Below are 19,388 nucleotides of genomic sequence, written 5' to 3' on the forward strand. Positions count from 1 at the left end.
CTTGAATTATTTATCAATCAATAAAATAATTTGACACAGTCTTATAAATTCACAACTATTCATTGAATTAAAACAACAGGTATAAAAACAATGAATATGAAATGCTTGTCCCTACTTTCCAGCTTGTTTCTCGTTGCGTGCGCTACCGGCGGCAATCAGCATCTGCATCAGTCTCTACAACCTTATGTGGGTCAAACTGCAGCACAGGTTCGTAGCCAGCTTGATCTTCGCGCAATGGGATTCAAGACCTCCCAGCAACCGATTCAAACCGCAGAATCTCTCAGCTACACTATTTTTCGGGATATGAATATTCCGATGGGCACGCCGAATATTAGTCAGAGTATCTCGATCGGTGCACCAATGCCGATGCCCTCAAATGGTGGTTATAACATTGAGATGAAATGCCAAATCTGGTTTGACCTAAAAGATGAAATTGTTCAAGCCATCCGCTATACCGGTAGAGCTTGCTAAGCTGTACTCATCGAGTTCAAAGCCTGTATCTAATTAAATCAGGGATCAACCTCACCACGCTAAACTTCTACCGTGTATCAAATCACAACAGTATTTTTGCATGGAATGCGCTTACACTCATTTTATTTGGTGTGAGGATAACTCATGAAGTTCACACTGATTTTAGCATGCTGCACAGCCTTGGGTTTGCTTAGTGCATGCAGCACCACCTCCTCAACGACTGCACAGCGTGATGCCTATTTACAACAGTTCATTGGGCAAAGCAGCCAACTGATCGATCAAACTCTGGATCTAAAACGTTTAGGTTACCAGCAGATCAGTGGGCCTGAACGCAGCGCCAAGCAATTAAGCTATGTGGTACAACGCCCCATTACCATTCCTTTGCCTGTAGCGCAGTTTCCTGCCACAGGAACAGGCACTGTACCGATTCCAGTGTCAGTAAGTCCTGCCGGCGGCTACGACGTCAAATTGCAATGTAAAATCACCTTCTTACTCAAAGATAATATTGCGACCGCGGTACGCACCACAGGCCGAACCTGTTAAGGGGTTTAAGCTTTGAAATTTCTATTATAAAAAAACGCAGCTCAAGGCTGCGTTTTTTTGAATCAAAACAGGCTTAGCTCAATGCAGCAACGACTGCTTGACCCATTTCAACCGTACCGACTTTTTGCATGCCTTCAGACATGATATCTGCCGTACGCAAGCCTTGATCCAAGACCTGACCTACTGCATCTTCAATGGCTTTAGCAGCGGCTTCTTCACGGAAGGTATAACGCAGCATCATCGCCACCGAAAGAATCGTTGCCAATGGATTTGCCAGGTTTTGACCGGCGATATCTGGTGCAGAACCATGACAAGGCTCATACATGCCCTTGCCATTTTCATCCAGAGATGCCGATGGCAACATGCCGATTGAACCGGTCAACATCGCAGCTTCATCAGACAGGATATCACCGAACAGATTCGAGGTGACAATCACGTCAAACTGCTTTGGCGCACGCACCAGTTGCATTGCGGCATTGTCGACATACATATGCGATAAATTAATTTCAGGGTATTCGGCATCTTTCAGCGCAGTCACTGTCTGTTTCCACAGCTCAGTCACTTCAAGCACATTGGCTTTATCCACTGAACACACTTTACCACCGCGCAAGTTGGCCATTTCAAAGGCGACTTTGGCGATACGCTTGATTTCAGACTCTGAATAAACGTCAGTGTTATAGCCTTGCTTCTCGCCATTTTCCAGTTCACGAATACCGCGTGGCTGACCGAAGTAAATACCACCCGTTAATTCACGCACAATCAGAATATCCAGACCCGCTACGATTTCAGGTTTTAAGCTTGAAGCATCAGCCAGTTGCGGATAAAGAATCGCTGGGCGCAAGTTGGCAAACAGGTTCAGTTCACTACGTAATTTCAATAAACCACGTTCCGGACGAATTGAACGCTCAATCGTATCCCATTTTGGACCGCCCACGGCACCAAGTAAAATCGCATCGGCTTTTTTGGCCTGTTCAGAGGTCACGTCTGGATACGGTGAACCATGTGCATCAATGGCTGCACCACCGAGTAAGCCCTGTTCCCATGTCAAATCAAGATTAAATTTTTCATTTACGCGTGTGAGTACTTGCTCTGCGGCTTTTACAATTTCAGGGCCGATGCCGTCACCAGCTAAAATCAAAATTTGTTTAGACATGAGATTTTCCGTTTAAAACGTCAGATTCAGACCTGACAGAGGTTAAATTTTCTTTTCTACAAACTCTGCAATCCCGGTGACTGCATTATAGGGTTTGCAAAAACGACGAATGGTTTTTTGCTCTTGTACCAGATCTACGCAAAGCGGATCCGGCGCCGAAGAATTTAATAAACTGCTGCTACGCGCACTACGGTCACGAAACATTTTTAAGCTATAGCGGTTATTGGCCTGAAAACGATGGAATACATGTAAAGTTTCCGCTTTATCCTTACTGATCGGATAAAAACGCACGACCAGTTCATGCTGTCCTGCCGGCACAGATAAATAAATCGGATTGGCCTGATTTAAATTTTTGGCCTGCAAGCGCACCAGTTTCTGCTTCAGCGCCTCATCACTGATGCGGCCATTGTCGGCGTTGACAATAATGGTCTGATTGAAGCGTTCGAACTGACAATCTGGCGTCCCTGTACAGTAGATCAGGGCATTGCTTTTGCTCTCAGTATTTTCTTTGGCATGTTTGAGTTTCATCGTGTCGATGCTTTGACATGCAGTCAACAGCACCGATACTGAACTTAAAGCAAGCCACTGTTTCCAATAATTCGCCATAATGTCTGTCTTACCCAATCAAAAAACTCAATAATCTTCCGATATTAGCAAGGGCATCGCAGTCATGCCATGACAATTTTTACTGATTTATCCATGAATTTCGGCAAATACCCAAGGACGCGATTGTTTGGTTTTTTCTTCATAGGCACGAATATCATCCGCCACCTGCAAAGTTAAGCCAATATCATCCAGACCATTTAACAGGCAATGCTTGCGAAATGGATCGACTTCGAACTTAAAGCTTTCACCTGTAGGGGTGCGAACTTCTTGTGCCTGCAAGTCAATGGTCAGTTGATAGCCTTCATCTGCCGCACATTCCTTAAATAACTGCTCAACAATATCTTCAGCCAAAATCACGGGCAACATACCGTTTTTAAAACAGTTATTAAAGAAAATATCGGCAAAGCTTGGCGCAATAACAGTACGGAAACCGTATTCACTCAAAGCCCACGGCGCATGTTCACGGCTAGAACCACATCCAAAGTTGGCACGTGAAATTAAAATAGACGCACCCTGATAACGTGGCTGGTTCAAGACAAAGTCCGGATTGATCGGACGAACTGAATTGTCCTGACCTGGATAACCTTCATCCAAGTAACGTAATTCATCAAACAAATTGTCACCGAAACCGGTACGTTTGATCGATTTCAAAAACTGTTTTGGAATAATTAAATCTGTATCGACATTGGCACGGTCTAAAGGTGCAACGATACCTTGTTCAACGGTATAAGCTTTCATGTCTGTGCTCCTACGTACCAATTAAAATGAACGAACATCAACAAAGTGACCTGCAATCGCAGCAGCGGCTGCCATGGCTGGACTCACCAGATGAGTACGACCGCCATTGCCCTGACGACCTTCAAAGTTACGGTTCGAAGTCGAGGCACAATGCTCTCCCGGTTGCAACTTGTCTGCATTCATTGCCAGGCACATTGAACAGCCAGGTTCACGCCATTCGAAGCCTGCCTCTACAAATACCTTGTCCAAGCCTTCCGCTTCTGCCTGAGCTTTCACCAGACCCGAACCCGGAACCACCATCGCCTGTTTGATTGAAGATGCGACTTTGCGACCTTTGATCACTTCGGCTGCAGCACGGATATCTTCAATACGCGAATTGGTGCACGAACCGATAAAGACACGATCCAGCTGAATCTCAGCCAAGGCCTGACCGGCATTTAAGCCCATATATTGATAAGCACGGTTCCAGTCATTGCGTTGTACATCGTCTTTGGCTTGTTCTAAAGTCGGTACTGCTTGAGACACTGGAATCACCATCTCAGGAGAAGTTCCCCAAGACACTTGTGGCTCAATTTCTTCACCTTGCAACACGACAACCGTATCAAAGTATGCGTCATCATCTGAATGTAAAGTATTCCAGTAAGCAACAGCCTGATCCCACTGTTCTGCAGTCGGCGCATAAGGACGGCCTTTAACATATTCAATAGTCTTGTCATCGACAGCGACCATACCCACGCGTGCACCGGCTTCAATCGCCATATTACACACGGTCATACGACCTTCGATTGACATGTCACGGAACACCTGCCCACCAAATTCAATCGCGTGGCCTGTACCACCTGCGGTACCAATCTTGCCAATAATCGCCAAGACTACATCTTTTGGTGTCACACCTTGACCTAATTTGCCGTCAACGCGCACTAACATGTTTCTCATCTTCTTTTGAACCAGACATTGGGTCGCCAATACATGTTCAACTTCTGATGTACCGATACCGTGCGCCAAGCAGCCAAAAGCACCATGGGTTGCTGTATGCGAATCACCACAGACCACAGTCATGCCCGGCAAGGTCAAGCCTTGCTCCGGCCCGACCACATGCGCGATGCCCTGACGGATATCATTAATATCAAATTCAACAATATTAAAGGTCTTGCAGTTATCATCCAAAGTTTGTACCTGGATGCGCGAGGTTTCATCTTCAATTCCGGCAACACCCTGTTCACGCTCTTTTTTCGAGGTCGGTACGTTATGATCCGGTGTGGCAATATTCGCGCTTAAACGCCATGGCTTGCGCCCGGCCAATTGCAAACCTTCAAAGGCCTGTGGAGAAGTCACTTCATGTAATAAGTGACGGTCGATGTACAGTAAGGCAGAACCATCATCACGTTGCGTTACTAAATGGTCGTCCCACAATTTATCATATAATGTTTTTGCTGTTTGGGTTGCGCCTGCCATGTCGATGTACTCCACTGGACTGGGTAAATTCTTTCTCTGATTTTGATTATATCGCTGCAATCACATAAATCTAATTTATCATTTTTATCAGTTAAAAAACTTTTTGGAATCTTTTAAAAGCTGAATCAAATCATGCTTTAGCTATATTGTCATAAATCTAATTTTCCGATTAAGTTATAAAAAATATTCCCTTTTACAAATCAAATGAGAATTATTATTATTTCTTCATCGACAGAGATTATTTTTAAGGAACTTCGACATGGCACATATTCAACGCTTTGTAGACAACAACCAGCGCATGTTCAAAAAGACCTTCAGCTACTACATTATGCACATTACTGTGGCGATGATTGTGGGTTACTTGGTAACCGGCAGTTTGACCATGGCCATTGCCTTAAGTTTATTAGAGCCAACGGTACAGGCAGTGGCTTTCTTCTTCCATGAAAAAATCTGGGAGCGTAATGACCAACAGCAGAATGAGGACATTACCGTCTAAACTCTTCAGTCGAGGTTCCTGATGAAAGACTGCCTTTATAGGTGGTCTTTTTTAGTTTTTAAAATGCCAAGGCTTTGAAAATGTATAGTAATTCAGCACTGCAACATAGATGAGCTAATTTTACTTTGATTTATTCTTAAAATATAACAATAATATATTTACACATAAAAATTCTTTATAGGTGATTAAGATGAATCTCGCAGCCTTTGAAGCCTTCGTGAAAGTCATGGAAACCGGTTCGATTTCTCTGGCCGCAGATCAGCTCTTCATTACCCAGCCTGCTGTCACCAAACGTATTCACAGTCTGGAAGAATACTTTGGGGTCAAGCTGTTTGAATCTGCCGGACGTGGTGTACAGGCCACCCACGCGGCGCACTCTCTGTTGCCTAAAGTGAAAAACTGGCTGAATGAACTCGGTGATATTCATTATACCTTGAGCCATGAACAGGGTCAGGTACAGGGCAAACTAAAAATTGGTACCAGTCATCATATTGGCCTGCATCATCTGCCGAGTCATTTGCGCCATTATGTCCAGGAATATCCGGACGTGACCCTGGATGTGCATTTTGTTGATTCCGAGCAAGCACATGAACAGGTAATTGCCGGCGATCTGGAACTGGCATTTTTAACCTTGCCGCCCCGTGGTGATGCGCGTCTGAATTACGTAACCATCTGGAATGATCCTCTGGTCTTTGTGGTGGCACCGTTTCATCCGCTGGCACAGCAAAAAAATCTGTGTCTGGAAGATTTGCTCGACTATCCAAGCCTGTTGCCATCATCACAGACCTATACCTCGCAAATTACTTTGGCCGAATTTGAAAAACAGGGTATTAAACCGAAAGTCAGTATGAGCAATAATCCGCTGGAATCAATCCGGATGCTGGTATCGATTGGCTTAGGCTGGTCGGTACTGCCAAAAACTTTGGTCAATCATGACCTTCACCAACTAGATATTAATCTGGAAATGAACCGTCGCTTGGGCATGGTCTGGCATCCGGGTCGTACGCAGTCCAAAGCGGCACAGGCTTTGGTTCAGCTCATGCAAGGCGCCTCGCTGTCTATTTAAGCTGTTCCTGAACATGCTGCATCCAAAACGGTGCAGCATTTTGTTACCTAAATACACCCCATCTGGCGATATCTTTCGAGTATTTTTAAGACAATTCCATTCTTTTGCAGTGCAGAGGAATGCTTAAACTATTCGATGGAGCCTGACGGATGCAGCTCGATTCTCCCCTAAAATCCCACTCTCAAGACAAAACCAATACAAGCAGCCTATGGCTTTCGGCCAAACCGATGCTGCTGCCCACGCCGGCACTTGATTTTGCCAATGAACAGACTGCCCGGCACGGCCTGCGCGAATATTTCCTGAATACCTTTGACACCTATGAGCAACTGTTTGAATGCCTCAAGCATGAAGATGCTTTTTTCATCAAACCAATTACTTTACGTCATCCGCTAATTTTTTATTTTGCGCATACCGCCACTTTTTTTGTCAATAAACTACTGCTCAGCAAGCTAATTAGCGAACGCTTAAATCCGCATTTTGAAAGTATCTTTGCAATCGGTGTGGACGAGATGAGCTGGGATGACCTGGACGAAGTACATTATGACTGGCCCAGTGTGCAGGAAGTCCGTGATTATCGGCATCAGGTACGTGCCCTGATTTTGAATATTCTTGAGCATGCTCCGCTGACTCTGCCCTTAAACTGGCAAAATCCGTGGTGGACGGTCATTATGGGCATCGAACATGAACGGATTCATCTGGAAACTTCTTCCGTGCTGATTCGCCAGCATGCTTTGGAACATGTACGCCAGCATCCGCAGTGGCGCGCCAATATCATTACCGGTATAGCTCCGGATAACCACTTACTGGAGGTACCTAACGGCAAGGTGCTTTTGCAGAAATATTTTAACGATCCATTTTATGGCTGGGACAATGAATACGGCCAGCATGAAGCGCAGGTAGCGGCTTTTGCAGCTTCCAAATATCTGGTATCGAATCAGGAATTTCTGGCCTTTGTCGAAGCACAAGGTTATCAGACCGAACAATACTGGAGTGAAGAAGGTCTAGGCTGGCTGCAATTTTCACAAGCTGCTCATCCCTGTTTCTGGCGCAAAACTGAATTAGGCTGGTCATTGCGACTGATGCTGGAAGAAGTGCCGATGTCTTGGGACTGGCCGGTAGAAGTGAATTATCATGAAGCCAAGGCCTTTTGTCAGTGGAAATCGCAACAGCTGGAAAAAACCATTCGCTTGCCGACTGAAGATGAATGGTATCGCCTGTATGCGGTTTCCGATCTGGATTCAGATTTACCGAGTCCTGAACAGGCCAATATTGAATTGAAATACGGTACCAGTTCCTGTCCGGTCGATCATTTCAAGCAGGGCGATTTTTACGATATTCAGGGCAATGTCTGGCAATGGACTGAAACTCCGATCTATCCATTTCAGGGTTTTCAGGTGCATCCGTTTTATGATGATTTCAGCACACCGACCTTTGACGGCCGCCATAACCTGATGAAAGGTGGCTCCTGGATTTCGGCGGGCAATGAAGCCCTATATAGTTCCCGTTATGCCTTCAGACGGCATTTCTTTCAGCATGCCGGTTTTCGCTACGTCGCCTCTGATCAGGCACTGCAACATTTCCCTTCGAACTATGAAAGCGACCAGCTGGTCTCCCAATATCTGGAATTCCAGTACGGTGATGAATATTTTGGTGTTGCCAACTTTGCCAAAACACTGGTCCATCTGGCACAACCCTATTTTCAGCAAACGCCATGTCATCGTGCCTTAGATATTGGCTGTGCTACCGGCCGCGCCAGCTTTGAACTGGCACGCTATTTTGATCAAGTGACCGGTCTGGACTTTTCTGCACGCTTTATCCAACAGGCAGTTTATTTGGCCCAAGGCCACAGGGTACGTTATCAACTGCCACTAGAAGGTGAATTAAGCGAAGAAAAAAGCTGTTCACTTGAAGATGTCGCTTTGGATCAGCTTGCATCTAAAACGGAATTTTTTCAGGCAGATGCCTGCAACCTGAAAGCACATTTTAGCGGCTATGATTTTATTCTGGCGGCGAACCTGATTGACCGTTTGCATCATCCGAAAGACTTTTTGGTGCAGATTCATAAACGTATGAATATAGGTGGCATTTTAATGCTGAGTTCACCTTATACCTGGCTGGAAGAACATACGGCGCGTAGTGAATGGTTGGGCGGTTTTCAGCAGGATGGGGAAAACATCACGACCTTGGCTGGTATTTCCAACATTTTAACCCAGCACTTTGAATTGGTGGCCGAACCCCAAGATATGCCTTTTGTGATTCGGGAAACGGCCAGAAAGTATCAACACACGCTGTCACAAGTCACGATCTGGAAACGGATTCGCTAAAGGTAAGGTGATGGCCTAAAAAAGCCAATCATACGATTGGCTTTTTAATCATCCTTCACTGGTTGAATTTTCATGTAAGGATTCATTGAGTTGATCTACCACAATCGCCCATTCGCCATCAGATGCTATTTTCTCGCTTAAAAATTGACGTTGTGCCTCTGACCAATACGGCGCATCCAGTAAAGTCAGATCTTTATGCAATTGATGCTCGTGAATAAATGTTGCAATACCTTCTGCACTGGCATCCAAGCCAAGCTGTTGGAACAGATGTGTCATACGCGGTCGAACGTGAGTCATATCTCATACCTCAGAATCTACTATTGTTATCATGTCCTGTTTTTCGAGCATAGCATGTCTGATTCAGCCGGACTGTGAAAAAACATTAATATTCCATTGAGGCAAATAAAAAGCACAACCGAAGTTGTGCTAAATAAATCACATTAATAAAGCTGGACTAGTTATATCGACCAGTCCTGTATTTCCCAACCCTGTTCTTGGGCTAGAGTTTCCAAGCGATCATCCGGATTGACTGCAATGGCATGATCCGCATATTCCAGCAAGAAACGGTCATTAATCGAATCTGAATAGGCCCAAGACTCGGTTACATCGCGACCTTCTAGCCATTGTTCCAGACGCACCAGCTTGCCTTGCTGATAGCACGCTGTATTGATGACTTTACCAGTATATTTCCCATCAATGACTTCAGCATTGGTGGCAATAATTTCAGTAATTCCGAATTCACGAAAAATGGGGGCGGTAATAAAGTCTGAAGTTGCGGTAATACCCACTAAGGCATGCCCTGCTTCACGGTGGCGCTCAATGGCTTTAAAACCTTCAGGACGCATTTGTGGACGAATGACTTTTTGCATGAACAGTTGATGTAATTCAACCAGATAATCATTGTCATGTTTGGTCAGAAACTGGAACACAAATTCATTATAGGCATAGGGATCTAACTGGCCTTTTTTATAATCGTCATAGAACTTGTCGTTCATGGCGCGATGCTGAACTGGATCGACCAGGCCCTCACTGACCAAAAACTCTCCCCAAGAATGATCCGAATCCGTGTTTAACAAGGTGTGATCGAGATCAAATAGCGCCAATTTCATGAAAATACTCGTTAAAACTGAAATTTAAGAAAAAAATTGTAAATCTATCTCCGCTAGTCGATAGAAATTCGTTAAGATCATAGCAATTTTAACATTTTTAAACTTTGCTTTTTTCGAGTTGGATAACGAAATAATGCTCCCCGATGGCAAAGGCATAAATTAAACAATTTTTAGGTAGCCAAATGATCGACTCTGAAGGTTTCCGACCGAATGTCGGGATCATTTTGGCAAACGATGCTGGACAGGTCTTATGGGCAAAACGCATTGGTCATAATGCATGGCAATTTCCACAAGGCGGGATCCAATATGGAGAAACCCCTGAGCAGGCACTCTATCGTGAGCTGAGAGAAGAAGTTGGCTTATTGCCCGAACACGTCCAGATAGTCGCGCAAACCAAAGGCTGGTTGCGCTATCGTTTGCCGCATCGATACATTCGTACGGACTCTGATCCGGTCTGTATCGGTCAAAAACAAAAGTGGTTTTTACTCAAACTCACGGCCCCCGTTCAGCATATTCAGTTGAATCTGTCTGATCCGCCCGAATTTGATCAATGGCAATGGGTCAGTTATTGGTACCCACTCGGTCAAGTCGTGAATTTCAAACGTGATGTTTACCGCAAAGCCTTGGTGGAGTTGTGTCAGCAACTGCCCCAGCAAAAACCTTAAAAAATCGCATAAATAATGCAGATTTTTTACGCGGCTATTGTTATAAATAAACTTCATTACTGAAATTCTGAATAGACGGAGCAGACCTTATGTCGAATATGCAACTGGACACCTTGAGACGTATTGTTCAGGAGATCAATGCGTCCACCAGTTTGCATGAATCGCTCGACATCATGGTCAAACATGTGGCCGAGGCCATGCAGGTTGATGTCTGCTCGATCTATCTGCTCGACGAACGCAATCAGCGTTATCTGCTCATGGCGTCTAAAGGCCTGAATGCAGAATCTGTCGGCCATGTGTCTTTGCAGACCGGCGAAGGTCTGGTGGGCCTGGTTGGACAGCGTGAGGAAATTGTCAATCTGGACAATGCCCCTAAACACGAGCGCTTCCTGTTTTTACCTGAAACCGGTGAGGAAATTTATAACTCCTTCCTCGGTGTGCCAGTGATGTATCGCCGTAAGGTGATGGGTGTGCTGGTGGTTCAGAACAAAGAATCACAGGACTTTTCTGAAGCTGCTGAATCCTTTCTGGTGACACTCTGTGCGCAGCTTTCTGGCGTCATCGCCCATGCCCATGCCGTCGGCAATATCGATGTATTCCGCAAGCCAAGCAACCTGCCCGCCTATAAAACCTTTCAGGGAGTTTCTGGCTCGGGTGGTATTGCCTTAGGTCGTGCAGTGATTCTCTATCCGCCAGCAGATCTTGCCGCAGTCCCTGACCGTGAAGCGGATGACATTAGCGAAGAACTGGAGCTATTAGATAACGCCCTGAATTCAGTCCGCGAAGAAATCCAGTCGCTAGATGACAAAATGCAGGATGCGTTGATGGCCGAGGAACGCGCACTGTTTAGCGTGTTCTTGCGTATGCTGGATGAAAATGCCCTGCCTGCAGAAATCAAGGCTTTTATTCGTGAAGGTCACTGGGCACAAGGCGCCGTGCGAATTGTCATTGACAATCATGTGGCACAATTCTCCCAGATGGAAGATGATTATTTACGTGAGCGGGTGGCGGACTTAAAAGATCTGGGCCGCCGCATTCTGGCGCGCTTACAGGAAGCCGATGCCAGTCACCGTGAACTGACCGATGAAAGTATTCTAATTGGTGAGGAAATATCGACGGCTGCACTGGTTGAACTGCCCGTGGATAAAATTGCCGCGATTGTCACCACTGAAGGTGCCATGAACTCGCATATGGTGATTGTGGCACGTGCTCTCGGTATTCCGACTGTGGTCGGTGTGACTGAGCTGCCGATCAACACCCTCGATGATGTAGAGATGATTGTCGATGCACATCAGGGTCGGGTCTTTATTAATCCGCCACGGCGCCTGCGCAGTCGCTATAAAGAAATTCAAAAAGAAGAAGAACAGATTGCCAAAGATTTGCGCCAGTACGAAACCAAAGATGCAATTACTCCGGACGGCGTCGCAGTAAAACTGTATGTCAATACCGGCCTGATGATTGATGTGGTGCGTGGCGTGCAGCGCGGTGCCAAAGGTGTCGGTTTATACCGTTCTGAAATTCCGTTTATGTTGCGTGACCGCTTCCCGGGCGAGGAAGAACAACGTGCGATTTATCGTCAGCAACTCAGTCATTTTGCCAATAAACCGGTGGTGATGCGAACGCTGGACATTGGGGCCGACAAAGACCTGCCGTATTTCTCGATTGAAGAAGAAAATTCGGCACTCGGCTGGCGCGGCATTCGTTTTACTCTGGATCATCCAGAAATTTTTTCTTCACAGATTCGCGCCATGCTCAAGGCCAGCATCGGACTGAATAACCTGCATATTCTACTGCCGATGGTGACCAGTGTCAGCGAAGTCGAAGAAGCCCTCTACCTGCTGGAACGTGATCATGCGGCGATTCAAGAAGAAGAACAGGTCAAGGTAAATAAACCAAAACTCGGCATCATGGTGGAAGTGCCGAGTGTGCTTCATCAGATTGATGAATTTTCCGAACTGGTGGATTTCTTCTCGGTCGGCTCCAACGATCTGACCCAATATCTGTTGGCTGTGGATCGCAATAATCCACGGGTAGCCAATGTCTATTCACATTTACACCCTGCAGTACTGCGTGCCCTGACCCGTCTGGTGCAGGACTGTCATCGTAATGAAAAACCGGTCAGTATCTGCGGTGAAATGGCGGGCGATCCGCTGTCTGCAGTTTTGCTCATGGCCATGGGCTTTAATACCCTGTCGATGAGTTCCAGTAATATTTTGCGGGTACGTAAAACCATTTGTCATGTTCCGATGAGTGATGCACAGGAATTGCTGCAACATGTGTTAAAAATGGACAATCCGCTCATGGTAAAAAGCTGGTTAGAATATTATTTCAGAACCCATGGTTTAGGGGATATGGTGAAATCTGCATCACGTATGGTGAGTGCCTAATACGGGACTTTTTCCAGTCCCTCGACAGTGGTAGAGGTGGTTATGGAATTTCTGGTCATCCTGTTCATGATTGTTGCGGTGTTCTATGTGGTCATTCTTGCACCGGCCTTGGCTGCCCGCAAAGAAGCTCATAATTCCGGTTCATCTTATATACGCCCCGCCAGCAATCGAGCAATGAGCTATGCCGATCGGCCTAAAATGACTCCATTATTGGGCATTGAAATTTCGGCATCGCAACGGCGGCGTTTAGGCAGAGATGACCCCTCCGTCATTGCTGCCAGACTCTATCACCAACAAAAAGATCAATTTGCCAGTTTTCAGCAGGCCAGACCACAGCCTCATTCCCCTCACCATGAAGCACCAGTGCAAAGCAAACTCAATAAATTCTTTAATGACTTAATCGCGGATGAATCGACAACATCATCCCGGTATCCAAATCAATATTCGCAAACTCGTAACAACCGGCCTGTCGCCCCGCTCTCTCCAGTTAAAACTAATCCTAAGCAGCCCCCACGTCGTCCCCAGCCACCTTACAGACCTTAAGCGGCCATTAAAAAAGGGCGATCTTCCATGGAATATCGCCCTTGTCTGTGCTTGTTGTAGCCACGTTTTAAATTTTTCTTTCGATCTACAAAAACCTGGCTTTTGTTGACTTCATGCATGTGTTTTGCCACAAAATTGTGGATCACTACCTGCTCGGCTGTTTTTTTCTTGGCCATTTTACTCTCTATGTGATTTTGAGGAAGGAGTGAGATAATTATAGGGCCGACTGACTAATTTTCAAGCATATTTGCCAATGCTTTTTTAAAAATAAAGACCATCTGGATAGGATTTTCTGTATGCAAAAATGCGAGCTATAGCCAGAAAACACCCTTATTCCATTCATTATTTTTATGGGTTTCTTCAGACCAACAAAACTTGATTAAAAAACTATTTAAAATAAATCAGTTATAAAATGTATTTTAAATAACACTTTTCACTTATTATTTTTATCCTTTGATAAAAACATATTATGGACTTAGATATTGTTATTTTCGTTTAATCCCATTCATTATTTGAGTTATTCAAAATATATAGAATTTGATATTGTCAGAGAGTGGAAAACCCGTTACTTTTTAAAAGTAACCATTTAATTTTCAATATTTTAAACTTTATTAACTTTAAAAATACGTTTTGAGTGAGCTCACTCAATTATATCCTGAATTCCGTTTTGTGCTGTAACACCCTTTATTTAAAGATATTGTAAATATAGTGAAACCTGATTTGATTAGCGTATATCTCAATATTTTATGAATACTAGATAAACGACACAAGATATTCAAAACTTGGAGAGGAAAGATGAGCCAAGATTTTAAAAAATGCCCTGTCACCCACCTGACCACTGAAGCTGGTGCGCCTGTGGTCGACAACCAGAACAGTATGACGGCAGGTGCGCGTGGACCTTTGCTTGCTCAGGATTTATGGCTGAATGAAAAACTGGCCAACTTTGTCCGTGAAGTGATTCCAGAGCGTCGTATGCATGCCAAAGGTTCAGGTGCTTTCGGCACCTTTACCGTGACCAATGATATTACCCAATATAGCCGCGCTAAAATTTTCTCTGAAGTCGGCAAAAAAACCGAAATGTTTGCGCGTTTCTCAACGGTGGCAGGTGAACGTGGCGCAGCCGATGCAGAACGTGATATTCGCGGTTTTGCCTTAAAATTCTATACTGAAGAAGGCAACTGGGATCTGGTCGGCAATAACACCCCGGTGTTTTTCCTGCGGGATGCCCGCAAATTCCCTGACCTGAATAAAGCAGTCAAGCGTGACCCGAAAACCAACAAACGCAGTGCCACCAATAACTGGGATTTCTGGACACTCTTACCCGAAGCTTTGCATCAAGTGACTATTGTCATGTCAGATCGTGGGATCCCGACTGGTTACCGTCATATGCATGGTTTTGGCAGCCATACCTTCAGCTTTATCAATACCAAGAATGAACGCTTCTGGGTAAAATTCCATATGCGTACCCAGCAAGGTATTCAAAACCTGACCGATGCTGAAGCTGCAGACTTGATTGCTAAAGACCGTGAAAGCAGCCAGACCGACCTGTTTGATGCCATCGAACGTGGTGACTATCCAAAATGGAAAATGTACGTTCAGGTCATGCCAGAACTGGAAGCCGAAACAGTGCCTTATCATCCATTTGACCTGACCAAAGTCTGGCCAAAGGGCGATTATCCACTGATTGAAGTCGGTGAATTCGAACTGAACCGCAATCCGGAAAACTATTTCCAGGATGTAGAACAGGCAGCCTTTGCACCAAGTAATCTTGTACCGGGCATCAGCTACTCACCTGACCGTATGTTACAGGCACGTTTAGTGAACTATGCCGACGCAGCGCGTTACCGTGTTGGCGTGAATCATTCACAGGTTCCAGTCAATGCTGCACGTTGTCCTGTACATTCGAACCGCCGTGATGGTCAAGGCCGCATGGATGGCAACTATGGTTCATTGCCACATTACGAGCCGAACAGTTTTAGCCAGTGGCAGGAGCAGCCGGAATTCAGAGAGCCACCATTGAAAATCACCGGTGATGCCGATTTCTGGGATTTCCGTGAAGATGACAATGATTACTTCAGCCAACCCCGTGCCCTGTTCAACCTGATGAATGACCAGCAGAAACAGGCTCTGTTTAATAACACGGCCGGAGCGATGGGTGATGCACTAGATTTCATCAAATACCGTCACATCCGCAACTGTTATAGCTGTGATCCAGCCTACGGCGAAGGCGTAGCACAAGCACTCGGCATGACTGTAGCAGATGCCCAAGCAGCACGTGAAACCGATCCAGCCAAAGGTTTGCCTAGCTTTCTCTAAGCCAGTTTAGACATGTATAGAAACCACCTTCGGGTGGTTTTTTATTGCGGCATCAAGCACTATAGAAGCAAGTCAGCACAAAAAGAAATACAACAATGCATCCGAATATTGAAGATATCATTCAACAACACGACATCATTGTGTTTGATGCTGTTTGCGTGGTCTGTAATGGCTGGGCACGGTTTGTGATTCAATACGATAAGAAGATACAGTTTAAACTGGTTTCCGCCCAATCGCCTTTAGGTACAGCACTGCTCGAACATTATCAGATGTCCACTGAACATTACACCACCATGCTCGTCATTCAAGATGGCACACTCTATACGGAATCGACTGCATTACTGAAGGCGCTGCAGCATCTCGGTTTTCCCTTTAATTTAATGAGCGCAGGTTATTTGGTTCCGCGTTTTATCCGGGATTTTCTGTATCGTGTGGTCGCTTTAAATCGTTATACGCTGTTTGGCAAAACCGAGTATTGCCTGATTCCATCCAGCGAAAATAAACGTCATTTTCTGGAAGAAGCTGTTCGTGAATCCTAAACCTGTATTCCTACAACCACTGCGTACTATCCAGCTGACTTTGGTCATACTATGGCTCTATCAGGGACTCATTCCAAAAATTCTGTTCCAATCACCCGCTGAAATTAACATTTGGCAAAATATGGGTTTTGAGCTGGCACTGGCCAAAGTCTTGGTTGGGCTTTCCGGAGGATGTGAAATGCTATTTGGCTTATGCTTTCTGAAATGGAACCGGTCCATACTCTTGCATGGGTTGAATATTCTCGGACTTGCTGGATTACTACTGCTGATTGCATTCACAGCCCCGTTGCAACTTACTGCAGCATTCAATCCTGTGGTGATGAATACCGCCATGCTGATGCTTTCTGTAGTGGCCATTCAACTCATCCTACAGGAACAGAGTAAAACATTTAGACAATAATCCGCTTGCCTTCCCGTATGCAGTAAAATGGATTAATCAACTTGGAAGAATGCTTGATGATCTCATGTAACTCATGTTCCGGTGCATCCCGGTCTTCATCCGTGAGCTGAAAAGTACGGTAATGAATCGCCAGTGAACATTTGGCCTGTAAGTCATGATGGGCATGAAAGGCATCTTCCGGATTCATATGGATCGCACGCATCAGTTCACGTGGCTCATACGCTCCTATCGGAAGCAAGGCAATCCGCGGTGCACCCAGACGTTTACGGATTTCTTTAAAATGCGAGGCGTAGCCGCTATCTCCGGCAAAGAAACAATGTTCCTTACCATGTAATAAAGAAAAGCCTCCCCAAAGTGCACAGTTCTGATCGCGCATGCCACGTCCTGAGGCATGTTGAGCCGGCGTATAGACAATCCGGATCTCTTCAAAAAAGGCATTTTCCCACCAGTCCATTTCATGCACGGTATAATGTTCTGGCAAATACCAGGCATTACCCAGACCGGTATAAATCGGCATCTCAAAAGTGTTGTACAGCCATTCCAGACTGGCCAGATCCATATGATCATAATGGTTATGGCTAAGTAGTACAGCATCAATCTGGGGTAACTCATCCAGAGCAATGCCAGCCGGAATGACCCGCTGCGGCCCTGTGGAAGCCGATGGACTGGCATATTCAGCCCAAACCGGATCAGTCAGGAAGTTATAGGGGCCGATCTGAATTAATGTGGTGGCGTGACCAATAAACCAAACTTGCCAGTCATCCAGAGCTGCATCTGGACGCTGCTGTGGCAATGCGCGCGGACGAGAAAAAAACTCGGCACGCTCTTCATCAAGATTAACATTCCAGGTTTTGGATTTTCGGGTAATGAGCCATTTGTATAAATCAAAGCGACCACGCGATAGAGAAGCATGCTCAAGATTACGAAACTGTTTTCCGTCGAAATGATCTGAATGCAGATACTCAAACACTGGCTTAGACCAGAGATGTTTCCAACTGGATTCCGTGATTAACTGGAATTTTTTAGTTTTGAGAAGATCTTGCATAAACATCCACTATTTATTATTCGCTATATGCAAGACAACAACCTCTTGAAATGGTCAAGCGGTGCATCTTTTAATGAGCATACAAACTAAAAACAGGCACACTACAACATAGTATGAAATCCGTCACAGAAAATCATGTATGTTTTTGTTATTTTTAGCAAAAAAATGGCATTTCATCGACCTTATGGCTGGCTGAAGTCTTGGATTATCTAGAAAAATATTGCTCTTGTCCTTCTGTCTAAAAATACAAAATGATACTCAATATTTATAAGCCCATGCTGACAAAAGCATGTCTGCCCATTGATGATTTTATGATGAAATTCGCCATACCTCAGTATCATCACATCAATTGTGCGAGAAAGGCAAGTTGAGATCAAAATACCAACCTCAAGCGTTTTTTAGATCTTTATACACGACCTTGAGTTCGTTCCAGCCATACGGCCTTGGTTTGGGGTTTCACAAATAAAGCAATAATTTCCGGGTGCAGCTGTTTAATCTGCGCTTCGATCCGGTTGACACAGGCTTCAATTTCATCAGAAGTTAAATCATCTTTAAATTCCAGACTCAATGATGCAATGACTTGCTGAGCGCCCATCTGCTCAGTCAATACCCCATTGGCGCTGAAAACGGCCGCATCCTGTTGAGCAATGTTCAATACATCTTCACGCAGTTTTGGATCTGCCGTTTCACCCAGTAACAAACCTTTGGTTTCACGTGCCAGAAACCAGGCAGAAACCGCCAGAACAATACCAATTAAAATCGATGCGGCACCGTCCAATTCAGGAATATTCAGTTGATGCGCCAGAAAGATACCGACCAGAGCAATCACCAAGCCGACCAGGGCGGCAGTATCTTCAAATAACACGGTAAAGGTCGTTGGATCTTTACTGTGTCGAAAGGCTTCAAAATATCCCAGATTTCCCTTTTGTTTACGAAAGGTTTTTAAAGCCACTGACCATGAAAATCCTTCAAAAAGAATCGCCAGACCCAGCACAATATAATTGATCAATGGATCCTGCATGACTTCAGGCTGAAGAATATGCTGTATCCCTTGATAGATGGACACAATCGCACCCAGGGCAAAAACCATCAGTGCCACAATAAAGGCCCAAAAATACAGTTCACGCCCATAACCAAAAGGATGTTTGGCATTTGCCGGTTTTTCTGATTTTTTCATGCCATATAACAGTAAAATTTCATTCAAGGTATCTACTACGGAATGAATTGCCTCACTGAACATGGCAGAACTATTGGTTATATAGGACGCAACAAATTTCACCAGCGCAATCGCCAGATTACCAAACAGGGCTGCATAAACTACGATTTTATTGGATTCAGACATCCTGACACTGTCCTAAATAAGCTTGTGCAAGCTTTAATGATTTATGTATCAAAATCTTAATCATTTATTTTTGAAAGTTGTTTTACAAATTGTTGCTTAGTCATGATCTCTCACGTTGTTGAATCACTTTACTCTCCACTCAAATAATAAAAGGGCTTTCGCCCTTTTGATTTTTACAGTTTTAATGCTT

General features: G+C 44.9%; 20 protein-coding genes. 11 read left to right on the forward strand and 9 right to left on the reverse strand.

The window, feature by feature from the left end:
* The first annotated feature begins 90 nt into the window (after nt 1-90).
* The gene (locus Q9R24_RS11675) at nt 91-471 is read left to right on the forward strand and encodes a hypothetical protein (protein WP_253160188.1); all 381 of its coding nucleotides are present in this window, start codon (nt 91-93) and stop codon (nt 469-471) included.
* A gap of 144 nt (nt 472-615) precedes the next feature.
* The gene (locus tag Q9R24_RS11680; RefSeq protein ID WP_311204564.1) at nt 616-1,014 is read left to right on the forward strand and encodes a hypothetical protein; all 399 of its coding nucleotides are present in this window, start codon (nt 616-618) and stop codon (nt 1,012-1,014) included.
* 73 nt (nt 1,015-1,087) lie between these two features.
* Here Q9R24_RS11680 and leuB read toward each other — a convergent pair whose 3' ends face one another.
* From leuB to leuC, 4 genes are all read right to left on the reverse strand, one after another.
* The gene (gene leuB / locus Q9R24_RS11685) at nt 1,088-2,167 is read right to left on the reverse strand and encodes a 3-isopropylmalate dehydrogenase (protein ID WP_311204565.1); all 1,080 of its coding nucleotides are present in this window, start codon (nt 2,165-2,167) and stop codon (nt 1,088-1,090) included.
* Between the two features lie 42 nt (nt 2,168-2,209).
* Entirely contained in the window at nt 2,210-2,773 is a 564-nt protein-coding gene (locus Q9R24_RS11690; RefSeq protein ID WP_004729459.1) for a hypothetical protein, read from the reverse strand.
* A gap of 87 nt (nt 2,774-2,860) precedes the next feature.
* The gene (leuD, locus tag Q9R24_RS11695) at nt 2,861-3,511 is read right to left on the reverse strand and encodes a 3-isopropylmalate dehydratase small subunit (protein WP_138742831.1); all 651 of its coding nucleotides are present in this window, start codon (nt 3,509-3,511) and stop codon (nt 2,861-2,863) included.
* Nucleotides 3,512-3,532: 21 nt separating this feature from the next.
* Nucleotides 3,533-4,966, reverse strand: a complete 1,434-nt coding sequence (leuC, locus tag Q9R24_RS11700) for a 3-isopropylmalate dehydratase large subunit (protein ID WP_311204566.1) — start codon at nt 4,964-4,966, stop codon at nt 3,533-3,535.
* 259 nt (nt 4,967-5,225) lie between these two features.
* On the opposite strand from leuC, the gene Q9R24_RS11705 reads away from it, so the two are divergent.
* The 3 genes from Q9R24_RS11705 to ovoA all read left to right on the forward strand — a co-directional run bounded on the left by Q9R24_RS11705 (nt 5,226) and on the right by ovoA (nt 8,852).
* Nucleotides 5,226-5,462, forward strand: a complete 237-nt coding sequence (locus Q9R24_RS11705; RefSeq protein ID WP_311204567.1) for a DUF2061 domain-containing protein — start codon at nt 5,226-5,228, stop codon at nt 5,460-5,462.
* 190 nt (nt 5,463-5,652) lie between these two features.
* Nucleotides 5,653-6,528 (forward strand): LysR family transcriptional regulator, encoded by an 876-nt coding sequence (locus Q9R24_RS11710; RefSeq protein ID WP_005107972.1) that lies wholly within the window; start codon nt 5,653-5,655, stop codon nt 6,526-6,528.
* A 149-nt stretch (nt 6,529-6,677) separates the two neighbouring features.
* Nucleotides 6,678-8,852, forward strand: a complete 2,175-nt coding sequence (gene ovoA / locus Q9R24_RS11715; protein ID WP_311204568.1) for a 5-histidylcysteine sulfoxide synthase — start codon at nt 6,678-6,680, stop codon at nt 8,850-8,852.
* 48 nt (nt 8,853-8,900) lie between these two features.
* Here the strand turns inward: ovoA and Q9R24_RS11720 are convergent, their stop codons facing one another.
* Nucleotides 8,901-9,149 carry a DUF2789 family protein gene (locus Q9R24_RS11720; RefSeq protein WP_071852210.1) on the reverse strand — a complete coding sequence of 83 codons (249 nt, stop codon included), beginning with the start codon at nt 9,147-9,149 and terminating at the stop codon, nt 8,901-8,903.
* Between the two features lie 161 nt (nt 9,150-9,310).
* Nucleotides 9,311-9,961, reverse strand: a complete 651-nt coding sequence (locus Q9R24_RS11725) for an HAD family hydrolase (RefSeq protein ID WP_311204569.1) — start codon at nt 9,959-9,961, stop codon at nt 9,311-9,313.
* A gap of 182 nt (nt 9,962-10,143) precedes the next feature.
* Here Q9R24_RS11725 and Q9R24_RS11730 point away from each other — a divergent pair, with 182 nt between their 5' ends.
* The 3 genes from Q9R24_RS11730 to Q9R24_RS11740 all read left to right on the forward strand — a co-directional run bounded on the left by Q9R24_RS11730 (nt 10,144) and on the right by Q9R24_RS11740 (nt 13,556).
* Nucleotides 10,144-10,626, forward strand: a complete 483-nt coding sequence (locus Q9R24_RS11730) for an RNA pyrophosphohydrolase (protein ID WP_004278502.1) — start codon at nt 10,144-10,146, stop codon at nt 10,624-10,626.
* Nucleotides 10,627-10,715: 89 nt separating this feature from the next.
* Nucleotides 10,716-13,013, forward strand: a complete 2,298-nt coding sequence (gene ptsP, locus Q9R24_RS11735) for a phosphoenolpyruvate--protein phosphotransferase (protein ID WP_071852343.1) — start codon at nt 10,716-10,718, stop codon at nt 13,011-13,013.
* A 42-nt stretch (nt 13,014-13,055) separates the two neighbouring features.
* Complete coding sequence (locus tag Q9R24_RS11740) at nt 13,056-13,556, forward strand: hypothetical protein (RefSeq protein ID WP_311204570.1); 501 nt, start codon at nt 13,056-13,058, stop codon at nt 13,554-13,556.
* Here the strand turns inward: Q9R24_RS11740 and Q9R24_RS11745 are convergent.
* A complete protein-coding gene (locus tag Q9R24_RS11745; protein ID WP_311204571.1) occupies nt 13,553-13,732 on the reverse strand; it encodes a hypothetical protein in 180 nt (59 codons plus the stop codon). The two genes, Q9R24_RS11740 and Q9R24_RS11745, sit on opposite strands and share 4 nt — an antisense overlap.
* A 619-nt stretch (nt 13,733-14,351) precedes the next feature.
* On the opposite strand from Q9R24_RS11745, the gene Q9R24_RS11750 reads away from it, so the two are divergent.
* The 3 genes from Q9R24_RS11750 to Q9R24_RS11760 all read left to right on the forward strand — a co-directional run bounded on the left by Q9R24_RS11750 (nt 14,352) and on the right by Q9R24_RS11760 (nt 16,811).
* Nucleotides 14,352-15,872 (forward strand): catalase, encoded by a 1,521-nt coding sequence (locus Q9R24_RS11750; RefSeq protein ID WP_311204572.1) that lies wholly within the window; start codon nt 14,352-14,354, stop codon nt 15,870-15,872.
* Nucleotides 15,873-15,967: 95 nt separating this feature from the next.
* Nucleotides 15,968-16,411 carry a DCC1-like thiol-disulfide oxidoreductase family protein gene (locus tag Q9R24_RS11755; protein ID WP_311204573.1) on the forward strand — a complete coding sequence of 148 codons (444 nt, stop codon included), beginning with the start codon at nt 15,968-15,970 and terminating at the stop codon, nt 16,409-16,411.
* Nucleotides 16,401-16,811: a DoxX-like family protein gene (locus tag Q9R24_RS11760; RefSeq protein WP_311204574.1), complete on the forward strand. Its 411-nt coding sequence runs from the start codon at nt 16,401-16,403 to the stop codon at nt 16,809-16,811. Before Q9R24_RS11755 ends, Q9R24_RS11760 begins: the two co-directional genes overlap by 11 nt.
* On the opposite strand, the gene Q9R24_RS11765 is transcribed toward Q9R24_RS11760, so the two are convergent.
* Nucleotides 16,801-17,856, reverse strand: a complete 1,056-nt coding sequence (locus Q9R24_RS11765; protein ID WP_219308282.1) for an MBL fold metallo-hydrolase — start codon at nt 17,854-17,856, stop codon at nt 16,801-16,803. The two genes, Q9R24_RS11760 and Q9R24_RS11765, sit on opposite strands and share 11 nt — an antisense overlap.
* A 406-nt stretch (nt 17,857-18,262) precedes the next feature.
* Complete coding sequence (locus Q9R24_RS11770) at nt 18,263-19,198, reverse strand: cation diffusion facilitator family transporter (RefSeq protein WP_005261714.1); 936 nt, start codon at nt 19,196-19,198, stop codon at nt 18,263-18,265.
* Nucleotides 19,199-19,388: the final 190 nt, after the last annotated feature.

The sequence above is a fragment of the Acinetobacter sp. RRD8 genome, from assembly GCF_031844225.1.
Classification (GTDB): Bacteria; Pseudomonadota; Gammaproteobacteria; order Pseudomonadales; family Moraxellaceae; genus Acinetobacter.

What these genes read in the sequence shown, in the direction of transcription:
- Q9R24_RS11675 (WP_253160188.1), top strand. Translation starts at nt 91, where the DNA reads ATGAATATGAAATGCTTGTCCCTACTTTCCAGCTTGTTTCTCGTTGCG.
- Q9R24_RS11680 (WP_311204564.1), top strand. Translation starts at nt 616, where the DNA reads ATGAAGTTCACACTGATTTTAGCATGCTGCACAGCCTTGGGTTTGCTT.
- leuB (WP_311204565.1), bottom strand. Translation starts at nt 2,167, where the DNA reads ATGTCTAAACAAATTTTGATTTTAGCTGGTGACGGCATCGGCCCTGAA.
- Q9R24_RS11690 (WP_004729459.1), bottom strand. Translation starts at nt 2,773, where the DNA reads ATGGCGAATTATTGGAAACAGTGGCTTGCTTTAAGTTCAGTATCGGTG.
- leuD (WP_138742831.1), bottom strand. Translation starts at nt 3,511, where the DNA reads ATGAAAGCTTATACCGTTGAACAAGGTATCGTTGCACCTTTAGACCGT.
- leuC (WP_311204566.1), bottom strand. Translation starts at nt 4,966, where the DNA reads ATGGCAGGCGCAACCCAAACAGCAAAAACATTATATGATAAATTGTGG.
- Q9R24_RS11705 (WP_311204567.1), top strand. Translation starts at nt 5,226, where the DNA reads ATGGCACATATTCAACGCTTTGTAGACAACAACCAGCGCATGTTCAAA.
- Q9R24_RS11710 (WP_005107972.1), top strand. Translation starts at nt 5,653, where the DNA reads ATGAATCTCGCAGCCTTTGAAGCCTTCGTGAAAGTCATGGAAACCGGT.
- ovoA (WP_311204568.1), top strand. Translation starts at nt 6,678, where the DNA reads ATGCAGCTCGATTCTCCCCTAAAATCCCACTCTCAAGACAAAACCAAT.
- Q9R24_RS11720 (WP_071852210.1), bottom strand. Translation starts at nt 9,149, where the DNA reads ATGACTCACGTTCGACCGCGTATGACACATCTGTTCCAACAGCTTGGC.
- Q9R24_RS11725 (WP_311204569.1), bottom strand. Translation starts at nt 9,961, where the DNA reads ATGAAATTGGCGCTATTTGATCTCGATCACACCTTGTTAAACACGGAT.
- Q9R24_RS11730 (WP_004278502.1), top strand. Translation starts at nt 10,144, where the DNA reads ATGATCGACTCTGAAGGTTTCCGACCGAATGTCGGGATCATTTTGGCA.
- ptsP (WP_071852343.1), top strand. Translation starts at nt 10,716, where the DNA reads ATGTCGAATATGCAACTGGACACCTTGAGACGTATTGTTCAGGAGATC.
- Q9R24_RS11740 (WP_311204570.1), top strand. Translation starts at nt 13,056, where the DNA reads ATGGAATTTCTGGTCATCCTGTTCATGATTGTTGCGGTGTTCTATGTG.
- Q9R24_RS11745 (WP_311204571.1), bottom strand. Translation starts at nt 13,732, where the DNA reads ATGGCCAAGAAAAAAACAGCCGAGCAGGTAGTGATCCACAATTTTGTG.
- Q9R24_RS11750 (WP_311204572.1), top strand. Translation starts at nt 14,352, where the DNA reads ATGAGCCAAGATTTTAAAAAATGCCCTGTCACCCACCTGACCACTGAA.
- Q9R24_RS11755 (WP_311204573.1), top strand. Translation starts at nt 15,968, where the DNA reads ATGCATCCGAATATTGAAGATATCATTCAACAACACGACATCATTGTG.
- Q9R24_RS11765 (WP_219308282.1), bottom strand. Translation starts at nt 17,856, where the DNA reads ATGCAAGATCTTCTCAAAACTAAAAAATTCCAGTTAATCACGGAATCC.
- Q9R24_RS11770 (WP_005261714.1), bottom strand. Translation starts at nt 19,198, where the DNA reads ATGTCTGAATCCAATAAAATCGTAGTTTATGCAGCCCTGTTTGGTAAT.